Below are 9,510 nucleotides of genomic sequence, written 5' to 3' on the forward strand. Positions count from 1 at the left end.
AGCGCCAAATGTATGGACGTGGAAAGATCGACCTCCTGCAAGCCAGATTGATCGGTGCGGCATGACCCAAACTTCATCGAGAGTGCGTCAGACCCACTGTTCGGCGCGATTTCACATGTCGATGACGCTGCTCAAGGAAATGAACAACGCGCTGTCTGTCGGGCCGATCCTGATGGGGCCGAAGGCGCCGGCGCATATCCTAGCACCGTCGGTCACCAGCCGCGGTATCGTCAACATGGCGGCCATCGCCGCCACCGAGGATATAGCGCCAGACTTCCACGATATGAAAGAAACACAGGATGCAGCTTCTTAATGCGCGGGCCTGTCGTACCACTTCTCCAACGGCGCGAGTGCCGGAGGGGATTTGAGTGCGGATAACAGCCATAAAGTGCTTCCAGGTTCAGTTGGGGGGAGGCGTTCCTACCCCAACAGCACTGGTACGGGTTGAAGGCGAGGACGGCTACTTCGGCCTTGGAGAAGCGACGCCAATGGCCGGGGGCGACGATGCGCTCGCAGTGCTGTCGCGGCTGATTGCACCCAAGGTGATCGGCACTCAGCTGTTTGAGCATGTCGTGACCATCGAGTCTCTATCGCAGGATCTCATCAAGCTTGGTTACAGCGCCATCCTGTCGGCAGCACTCGCAGCCATTGATATTGCGCTGTGGGATCTCAAAGGCAAGGTGCTGGGACGCCCAATTTATGAACTGCTCGGCGGAGCCTGGCGAACGTCCATGCCACTTTATTCGTCCATCGGCGGCAATGCGAACCGAACTGTCGATGAGGTATTGTGCATCGTTGAGGGCCGCGTCGAGCGGGAGAAACCGGCCGCAGTCAAGCTTCGGCTCAATGCGCCCCGTACCAAGCTAGACGTGGATATAAACGGAGACCTCGCTAAGGCACGTGCCGTTCGCAAGCTTCTCGGTGAAGACTTCCGCCTGGGCTTCGACGCCAACAGCGCCTATTCGACTGGAGGGGCCTTGCGCGTCGGCCACGAGCTGGAACAGCTTGGCTTTGAATGGTTTGAGGAGCCCTTGCCGCCCTACCATGTGGCAGCCATGGGCCAGTTGGCAAACCGGCTGGGCATTCTGGTCTCGGCTGGCGAGCAAACCTATAGTCTGCAAGGCGTCAAGGAACTCATCGAGGCCGGCATCTCCATGGTGCAGCCCGACGTGATCAAGATGGGCGGCATCACTGGAATGATGCAGTGCTCTGCTCTGTGCTCGGCCCATGGCGTGGAACTGGTACCGCACCAGACCCAACCTACCATCGGTCACCTCGCCAATTTGCACGTCGTCTCCACGATCATGCATGCCACCAAGCCGGTGGAACTGGCCGATGGCTGGGAGCGCGGCGACGCCGCCTTCGTCAACCCGTCGCGCTCTGACAACGGACATTTCGCATTGCCTTCCGGCCCCGGACTGGGTGCCGAGGTCGATCTCGCCGCACTCGAGCGGCTCACTATCCGCAATTTCTGAACTTTGGAGGAGGTTCTAATGGTTTCCAGACGAGACTTTATCAAGCAATCCGGCGCCGTCGTGCTGGCAACGGCTACTGTGGGCTCAGTGCTTCCGGCCTTGGCTCAAGGCAGCGATACGATTTCGTTCGGCATTGCGCTGCGCCGCATCGATACGCTGAGCCCGCAATCGACCAGCCTCAATGGGTCCACCAACCGCGTCGTGTTCCAAATCTTCGATACGCTAGTGAAATCGGTGGATGGCGACGCTGCGGTCACCCCCGACCAGATACAGCCTTCGCTGGCTGAATCCTGGGAGACCAGCGAGGACGCCCGGACCTGGACGTTCAAGCTGCGCCAAGGCGTACAGTTTCACAAAAACTATGGCGAGATGACTGCCGACGACGTGGTCTTTACTTTCTCGCGGCACCTCGACCCCGAACTCGTCACAGTTGACAAGAGCAGCTACGAAAACATCGAGTCTGTGACCGCGACGGATCCCCACACCGTTGTTTTCCAGCTCAAGCAGCCCGATCCCTTCTTCACCGGCAGCACCCTTACTGTGCTCTACAGCGCGATTATCAGCCAGAAGGCCTTTGAGGAAAAGGGTGAGACGGGCTTCGATTTCGATCCCATCGGCACTGGGCCCTTCCAGTTCGACGCGGTCGACGAACAGGGCACGACGCTGATCCCCTTCCCCGAATATTTCGATGGAGCGCCGGCCGCCGCAACGCTGCGTATCATCTACATCGCCGATACGACCGCGCGAACCCTGGCCTTCGTCTCAGGCGAGGTGGACATGATCGAGGGCGTTCGCGCGCCGGGCTGGTCCGATGGCATTAGTCAGCGCGCCCCCGCTACGGTATATGACCGCACCACGCCGGGCAGCCTTAACACCCTGCACTTCAATCTCAACCGCGCGCCGCTCGACGACCTACGCATCCGCCAAGCCATCCGTTACGCGATCGACAATGCGGCCGTCGCTGGCGCCTTCGGCACTTCGGCCACGCCAATGGTCGGCTTCCTGCCCATGCAGTTTGTCGGCTCGGTCACCAAAGACGAGCTGCCCGAAGAACTACGCTACGACTACAATTCGGACAAGGCACGCGAGCTGCTGGCCGAAGCTGGCCATCCCGATGGCGTCACCATCTCCTGCTACACAAGCCAGCGCGAGGACTATTCGTCCATCATGCTGATGATCCAGGAGCAGCTGCGCACCGTAGGCATCGTGCTCGACATGAAGATCGTTGAACACGCCACCTATGGCGCCGACAACCGCGAGGACAAGAATACCCTCGCGCTGAGCTCAGCCAGCTACGGCCCGGTGCCCACCCTGCCATTCTCGCGTCAGCTCCGTTCTACTTCGGAGGTTAAATCTGATGGGTCGGGCGGGCAGAATATTAGCCATTATGGGGTTGCTATCCCGGGCATCGACGACCTACTTGACGCCATCGAGGGGGAAGCCGATTTCGTCAAGCGGATCGCCATGGTCAAGGACATGGAGAAGAAGGTTCTGACCGACCTGCCGGTGCTCGGCATTATTACCTTGTCCCAGATCGTGGCCCGAAACCCCGGCGTCGACCTGGGTTTCGAGCTGAAGTCGGGTCCGTCCTACTGGTCGCTCAGTAAGGCACGCCGGGTCTAGCGGCATGCTGAAATATATCGGAACGCGCCTGCTCGACGCAGTGCCCACCGTGCTCTTCGTGATCACGCTGGTGTTTATTTCCCTTCGACTTCTGCCGGGTGATCCGGCAGAAGTCGCGCTAGGCGAATACGCGACAGCCGAGCAGATGAATACCTTTCGCGAACAGCTCGGGCTCAATGCTCCGCTCTGGCAGCAATATTTTATCTTCATCCGCGACGTGCTAACCTTCAACTTGGGCAACTCGCTGGGCAGCGGCCGGTCGGTCGCTAGCATCATGGTGGCCAACCTGCCCTATACGATCGAGCTGACCATTGCGGCGATGATCCTGGGCATGGGCATCGGCATTCCGATGGGGGTCTCGGCCGCTGTCAATCGCAACAAGCTGCCCGATACCGGCAGCCGCGTTTTCGCCCTGCTCGGCTATGCCATTCCCGACTTCTATCTCGGGGCGATGTTGCTCATCGTTTTCTCGCTCAATCTAGGTCTGTTCCCGATCAGCGGCGCCGGTGGCGATTTCTTCGACCGCATGCATCACCTCTTTTTGCCAGCGCTGACCTTGGCAGTGGTTAAATCGTCCTTCATCAGCCGGTTGACCCGGGCCTCCTTGCTCGAAGCGCTTAATAAAGATTTCGTGCGGACGGCTCGGGCCAAGGGAGCAAAGGAGAGCCGAGTGATCTACCTCCATGGATTGCGCAATGCCCTGCTGCCGATCACGACGGGCCTGGGGCTCAGCACCCTGGCAACGCTGTCGGGTTCGGTCGCCATCGAGCTGGTTTTCAACCGGCCTGGCGTGGGCAGTGTGCTGATCAATGCGATCACCGAGCGCGACTATCCCGTCATCCAGGGCGGCGTGGTGGTCTTTGCCACGTTCGTTGTCATCATCAACCTGCTGATCGATCTCGCCTATGTGGCAGTCGATCCCCGCGTGAGGATGTCCTGATGTCTTCCATTAGCGCCAGTGCCAATCCCGCTCATAAGAGGGAAGGGAAGTTCCACTATTTCCGCACCCATCCCGGCATCTTCTTCGCCATTGTCGTCATTGCCGTCTTCGTGCTGCTCGCGCTTCTGGCGCCCTGGCTGGCGCCGCATGATCCGCTGACGCAGAGCTTTCTCAAGATCAACTTGTCCCCCTCGGCAGCCCATTGGCTAGGCACGGACCAGTTCGGGCGCGATATCCTGTCACGCCTGATCTACGGATCGCGCAATTCACTGATCTTCGGCATGATACCGCCGGCTCTGGCGGCGATGATTGGCACGGTGGTCGGCATCTGCGCCGCCTACTTTGGCGGTTGGCTAGACCGGGTTGTGTCTAAGCTTATCGACATGCTGCAGGCCTTCCCCGATCTGCTGCTCGCCATCATGATCTCGTCTGTCCTCGGCGGCGGTTTCTGGAACGTGGTCGGTGTCATTACCGTCGCATTCATTCCCGGGTTCACCCGCGTGGCACGCGCCAGCGCCCTGGCCATCAAGCAAGAACCGTTTATTGAGGCCGGCAGGGCGATCGGGGTGGGCGCGCCCACCATCATCTTTCGCCACATCCTGCTTAATATCTCGGCTCCCATCATCGTGCTGGTGACGCTTTGGGTAGCCTCCGCCATCCGCATTGAGGCGTCGCTGAGCTTTCTGGGCCTTGGCACGCAGGCGCCCAATCCCAGTTGGGGCAACATCATCCGCGACGGGTTGAACAACATCTTCGGTTCGCCCTGGCCCATCATCGGGGCCGGCGCAGCGATTACGCTGGTCGTCCTTGCCTTCAACGTCGTTGGCGAAGCCGTCCGCGACATTCTCGATCCCTCGACTGTGGACTAGGCGCCATGAACACCATCACCACATCGCCGACCCTGTCCGTAAAAGACCTCAGGACATCGTTCCGAACGCGCGCTGGCTGGGTGCCCATCGTCAAGGGCGTCAGCTTCGATATTCCGGCGAGCAAAACGCTTGCTATCGTAGGGGAGTCTGGTTCGGGCAAGAGTGTAACTGCTCTCTCGATCATACGGCTGCTCGACACGACCAAGAGCCGCGTCGAAGGATCGGTCAAGCTCCGAGGGCGTGAATTGCTGACCCTGAACAAGGAGGATATGCGGCAGGTGCGCGGCGCGCAGGTGGGCATGATCTTTCAGGAGGCCATGACTAGCCTCAATCCTCTCAACACCATCGGCCGCCAGATCGCCGAAAGCCTGAAGGTCCATCACCGGCTCGAAGGCGCCGCCGCCGAAGCGGAAGCCATCCGGCTCCTTGAAAAGGTGCAAATGCCGGCGGCGGCCCGGCGAGCAACCGAGTATCCGCACAACTTCTCGGGCGGCATGCGCCAGCGCGCCATGATTGCCATGGCTCTGTCGTGTAAGCCGACTCTGCTGATCGCTGACGAACCGACCACCGCACTTGATGTGACGGTGCAGGCTCAAATCCTGCAGCTGCTCGGAGACCTGCAGCGCGAAGAGGGTATGAGCATTCTTTTTATCACCCACGACATGGGCGTGGTCGCGGAGATCGCCGATCGCGTGCTCGTCCTGTATCAGGGCAACGCTATCGAGGCCGGCGAAACCCAGGATATCTTTGTAAATGCTCAGCAACCCTATACGCGATCGCTGATCGCCGCCGTGCCGCGGTTGGGCACCAGGACCACGTCGGAACCGCAATACTTCCCAGTTTTTGACAGCGCGAAGGGGGAGATGCTGCCCTCGCTGGCAGTTTCTCATCAGGTCGATATTTCTGCCGAGCCAATTCTGAAGGTTCGTAATCTTACCCGACGGTTCGACATAGCCAGCAGTTGGTTTTCCGGTGTCACCTCACGGGTCCATGCGGTGGAGGACGTATCCTTTGACCTGCGTAGGGGCGAGACGCTTTCGCTGGTCGGGGAGTCCGGTTGCGGCAAGTCGACAACTGGGCGGTCCCTGATGAGGCTTATCGAACCACAATCAGGCAGCGTCGAACTCGATGGCCGGAACCTGCTGGATCTGGACGCCCGTGGCATGCGGGAGGCGCGCCGCGACATTCAGATGATCTTCCAGGATCCGTTTGCCAGCCTGGATCCACGCATGACGGCGGGCGAGGCCGTGGCGCAGCCGATGGTTGTGCACGGCCTGGCTACTCGTCGTCAGGCCAGGGCGAAGGCGGCCGACCTACTACAGCGGGTGGGCCTGCCGGCCGATGCGGCCGACAGGTTCCCGCAGCAATTTTCGGGTGGCCAGAGACAACGCATATGCATTGCTCGCGCCCTGTCACTCGAACCTCGAATTATCGTTGCCGACGAGGCCGTGTCGGCGCTGGACGTGTCTATCAAGGGCCAGGTAGTTAATCTGCTGCTCGATCTGCAGCGGGACATGGGCCTGTCCTATATCTTTATTTCGCACGACATGGCTGTGGTCGAGCGCGTCAGCCATCGGGTGGCCGTCATGTATCTCGGTGAAATCGTTGAGATCGGTCCGGCCGGAGACATTTTTGCCAACCCCCAGCATCCCTACACTAGGTCTCTGATAGCCGCCGTTCCCACGCCTGATCCGTCGCTGCGTGGCCATGGAGAGCGACTTCCGGTCGGCGACCTAAAAAACCCGATCCGATCAGCAGATTATGTTGTGCCCAACCGGGAGTATCGAACGATCTCACCCGGCCATGTCGTTCAGGTCTGGGGGAAGTACTGGAGCGAGCCGGTCGCTGCCTAGCTCCGATCGGGCGGGACGTGGCCGCCGATGGCGACAGTCATGTCTCTGGCTACTTCGCTCACCATCGCACCAAGGCGCCCCAGCCTATTGTCTGACAAACGATTGATGCTGCCCGAAATCGAAACAGCACAGTGAGGCTCGGCATTCTGATTGTAGACAACAGCCGCAACACATCGCACACCGATCCGACATTCCTCGTCATCAACGGCAAAGCCCCGGTCGCGAATGCGGTCGAGGTCGGCGCGCAGTACGTCCCAACTCCGGATACTCTTCGGCGTCGCAGCGATCAGGCTACCTGCCTTTGCGAACGGTTCGCCATCCCGCATACTGTCGGCCGCGAGCAGCGCCTTTCCCATGCCCGAGATCGTCAAAGGCACGTACGTGCCGATCCGACCGATCGCGCGGACGACTCCCTTGCCTTTCAGCCTGCCGACGAACTTCATCTGGTCACGCTCGGTCATGCCAAGGCTGACGGTCTCTCCCGTCCAATCGCGGAGACGGCGCAGGAATGGCATCACACCGGGCACGAAGTTGCTGGGTCGAGAGAATGCCGTCCCAACAACGTAAGCTTCGCGGCCCACATGCCACCGGTTCGTGACCTGGCTGCACTGGGCAAAGCCATTCTGCTGCAAGGTAGTCATCAGCCGGTGTGTAGTAGAGAGCGAGAGCCCAACCTGCCGCGCCAGTTCGGTAAGCCTTATACCGTCATGCTGGGCCAGGGCTTCAAGCAAACCCAGGGCACGATTGACGGACTGGACCGTCCCTGCGCCCCCCAAAACGCTTCTACCAGCTTCCGCTTTACCAAGCATGAGAACCGTCCTCCCGACGCTTGCCACGTCTAAACTTTTCACACAATACATTATACATAATGTATCAAACGGCAATCCATAAATTATCCCAAGCCCTGTGAGGCTCCAGAAATGCATGTTACGACCACCCAAGTTGCGATGAGCAGACGATGGAACAGATGAGTTTGTCACTGAGCGGCACTGGATACTCGCGCGTGGGTGATGCCATCCGCGAGCGGATAATCAGTGGCCAGTACCAACCCGGCGTTCGCCTGAAGATCAATGACCTGTGCACCGACTTTGGCATCAGTTCCAACCCTGTCCGGGAAGCGCTTCAGCAGTTGCAAGGCGAGGGTTTGGTGGTGATTCTGCCAAACAAGGGCGCCATGGTACGGTCAATTGACGAAGACCTCATTCGACACATCTACGACATTGGCGCCGGCATCGACGGCATTCTTGCCAGACGCTGTGCTGCCATGGCCACGACAGCTCAGGTAGAAAAACTTCGTCAGATGCAGTTGCAAATGGAGCGCTATGACGACTTGGGTGACGAGGTGCTGCGAGGTCGTTTGAATGGTGAATTTCACTCCGAACTAGGAATGATCTCGGGCAATTTGGAAGCTTGGGAAATCCGAAAAAAACACCACATCCTAATAGGGGTCATACGTCTGAAGTACGGCCATGCGCCGGGTCGTTTCGCGGAAGTGAAAGTCGAGCACTGGGCGATCATCAACGCGATAGCGGACGGCGACCCCGACGCTGCCGAGTTCGCCGCGCGGCACCACTGTTTGCGATCATGCGAAGATGCACTTGCTCAGTTTCGGTCGAAATGAACGGTGGCCTATGGTCACGGCCTTCCATTCCGCCATGGCCTGCAGGCGGTGACTACGGATACCGAGGGCGGAGCGTTGTCAGCGGGGCGGGACGAATAGATTACGGATGGCGGAGAAGATCGAGACGAAACGCTGCAGGCTTCCCGGCGATCGGAAGCCCTGCATTGCCCGCTCCCGTTTTCGCAGCGGCACATGGGAATTCTCAGCGCGGTTGTTGAGACCCTTGTGCGAACGTGCTCGACCTGCGGCATCACCTGGCGGGCTGTCGAATATCAAATCGTTCATCAAATCCTCCAAAGCGAACGAAAATTTGAGTTTTTGGGACAGGTCACGCCCTGTGGCCACCATCTCAATAGCACGGTCGCTACGGGAAACTTCCAACTATTTTGCGGCGAGGCCACCCTAGCGCCCTCATCACTGCCGGTGGTTATCGTTCTTCGTGCTGTAGGAGATAGTCGTTTAGGACATTTATCTCAGCCCAGCCGAACTGAACTCCCGATTGCGTCACGATGCTGGCCGCCTGTTGCTGTCGTGCGCACGGAATTGATACCGCATGCCGAACCGCTTGCGACAGATATGGGAAGAACATCCCATGCTTGAACCTGTCTTCATAGAATGTCGCCGATTCATCCAGAACGACAGTTTTGCCATGTATGATCATGGTCGCCTCCTTCTGACTAGCGTTCCAAAACGCCAAGACGAGCAGGAAGTTCCAAAGGTGTTTAGCGTGGGGAAAGTGGTCATCTCGCCGTGCTCATAACTCGGAGATCGCGCGTCCAAATCGCGCCGGGGAGCGGTCTTTGGGGTCTTGTGGCCCCGCAAAGGCGCGCACGGCTCCCGCTTCATATTCGACAATGCCCGTAGGTCGAATTCTCGGTGGCGTGCGAGGCATTTTCCAATAGGAAAAGGCGCCGCCAACGCACCTGCCTTGCTGAAACTCCGAGCCAAGAATCGCACCAGCGGCCGGTTCAGAGAAAAGCTACCCCGTCGCGAGGCGCTCAGCATTTTCCGCCGTATAGAGATTGGCATAGGTGTCGCGCAGCACGTTCTTCTGGACTTTGCCCATGGTGTTGCGCGGCAGGTCTTCGGTAAAAATGACGCGCTTGGGCTGCTTGTAGCGGGCGAGCCT

The 9,510-nt window shown here is 59.2% G+C and carries 9 protein-coding genes and 1 pseudogene; 7 read left to right on the forward strand and 3 right to left on the reverse strand.

Annotation, left to right across the window (positions count from 1 at the left end; genetic code table 11):
• The 6 genes from BM413_RS32035 to BM413_RS32060 form a co-directional block, all read left to right on the forward strand.
• On the forward strand, nt 1-313 hold a 313-nt coding region (locus BM413_RS32035; protein ID WP_210189022.1), incomplete at its 5' end, for a phosphate acyltransferase.
• 55 nt (nt 314-368) lie between these two features.
• Complete coding sequence (locus tag BM413_RS32040; RefSeq protein WP_091918877.1) at nt 369-1,475, forward strand: mandelate racemase/muconate lactonizing enzyme family protein; 1,107 nt, start codon at nt 369-371, stop codon at nt 1,473-1,475.
• An 18-nt stretch (nt 1,476-1,493) separates the two neighbouring features.
• Entirely contained in the window at nt 1,494-3,098 is a 1,605-nt protein-coding gene (locus BM413_RS32045) for an ABC transporter substrate-binding protein (protein ID WP_091918878.1), read from the forward strand.
• Between the two features lie 4 nt (nt 3,099-3,102).
• Nucleotides 3,103-4,038, forward strand: coding sequence for an ABC transporter permease (locus tag BM413_RS32050; protein ID WP_091918879.1), 936 nt, complete (start codon nt 3,103-3,105; stop codon nt 4,036-4,038).
• Nucleotides 4,038-4,907, forward strand: a complete 870-nt coding sequence (locus BM413_RS32055; RefSeq protein ID WP_091918880.1) for an ABC transporter permease — start codon at nt 4,038-4,040, stop codon at nt 4,905-4,907. Before BM413_RS32050 ends, BM413_RS32055 begins: the two co-directional genes overlap by 1 nt.
• A gap of 5 nt (nt 4,908-4,912) precedes the next feature.
• Nucleotides 4,913-6,760: an ABC transporter ATP-binding protein gene (locus BM413_RS32060; protein ID WP_091918881.1), complete on the forward strand. Its 1,848-nt coding sequence runs from the start codon at nt 4,913-4,915 to the stop codon at nt 6,758-6,760.
• Here the strand turns inward: BM413_RS32060 and BM413_RS32065 are convergent.
• Nucleotides 6,757-7,569 carry an IclR family transcriptional regulator gene (locus BM413_RS32065; RefSeq protein WP_175544532.1) on the reverse strand — a complete coding sequence of 271 codons (813 nt, stop codon included), beginning with the start codon at nt 7,567-7,569 and terminating at the stop codon, nt 6,757-6,759. The genes BM413_RS32060 and BM413_RS32065 overlap by 4 nt on opposite strands.
• Before the next feature lie 149 nt (nt 7,570-7,718).
• On the opposite strand from BM413_RS32065, the gene BM413_RS32070 reads away from it, so the two are divergent.
• Entirely contained in the window at nt 7,719-8,381 is a 663-nt protein-coding gene (locus BM413_RS32070; RefSeq protein WP_091918883.1) for a GntR family transcriptional regulator, read from the forward strand.
• Here BM413_RS32070 and BM413_RS32075 read toward each other — a convergent pair.
• Nucleotides 8,343-8,615: pseudogene (locus tag BM413_RS32075) on the reverse strand (DDE-type integrase/transposase/recombinase); the annotation flags it as partial. The gene BM413_RS32070 and the pseudogene BM413_RS32075 sit on opposite strands and share 39 nt — an antisense overlap.
• Nucleotides 8,616-8,808: 193 nt before the next feature.
• Nucleotides 8,809-9,042 (reverse strand): hypothetical protein, encoded by a 234-nt coding sequence (locus tag BM413_RS32080; protein ID WP_139238716.1) that lies wholly within the window; start codon nt 9,040-9,042, stop codon nt 8,809-8,811.
• Nucleotides 9,043-9,510 lie beyond the last annotated feature (468 nt).

Source organism: Mesorhizobium sp. YR577 (assembly GCF_900116595.1).
Classification (GTDB): Bacteria; Pseudomonadota; Alphaproteobacteria; order Rhizobiales; family Rhizobiaceae; genus Mesorhizobium_M.

Coding starts and splice junctions, on each gene's coding strand:
- BM413_RS32065 (WP_175544532.1), bottom strand. CDS start 7,569: ATGCTTGGTAAAGCGGAAGCTGGTAGAAGCGTTTTGGGGGGCGCAGGG.
- BM413_RS32080 (WP_139238716.1), bottom strand. CDS start 9,042: ATGATCATACATGGCAAAACTGTCGTTCTGGATGAATCGGCGACATTC.
- BM413_RS32055 (WP_091918880.1), top strand. CDS start 4,038: ATGTCTTCCATTAGCGCCAGTGCCAATCCCGCTCATAAGAGGGAAGGG.
- BM413_RS32070 (WP_091918883.1), top strand. CDS start 7,719: ATGGAACAGATGAGTTTGTCACTGAGCGGCACTGGATACTCGCGCGTG.
- BM413_RS32050 (WP_091918879.1), top strand. CDS start 3,103: ATGCTGAAATATATCGGAACGCGCCTGCTCGACGCAGTGCCCACCGTG.
- BM413_RS32045 (WP_091918878.1), top strand. CDS start 1,494: ATGGTTTCCAGACGAGACTTTATCAAGCAATCCGGCGCCGTCGTGCTG.
- BM413_RS32060 (WP_091918881.1), top strand. CDS start 4,913: ATGAACACCATCACCACATCGCCGACCCTGTCCGTAAAAGACCTCAGG.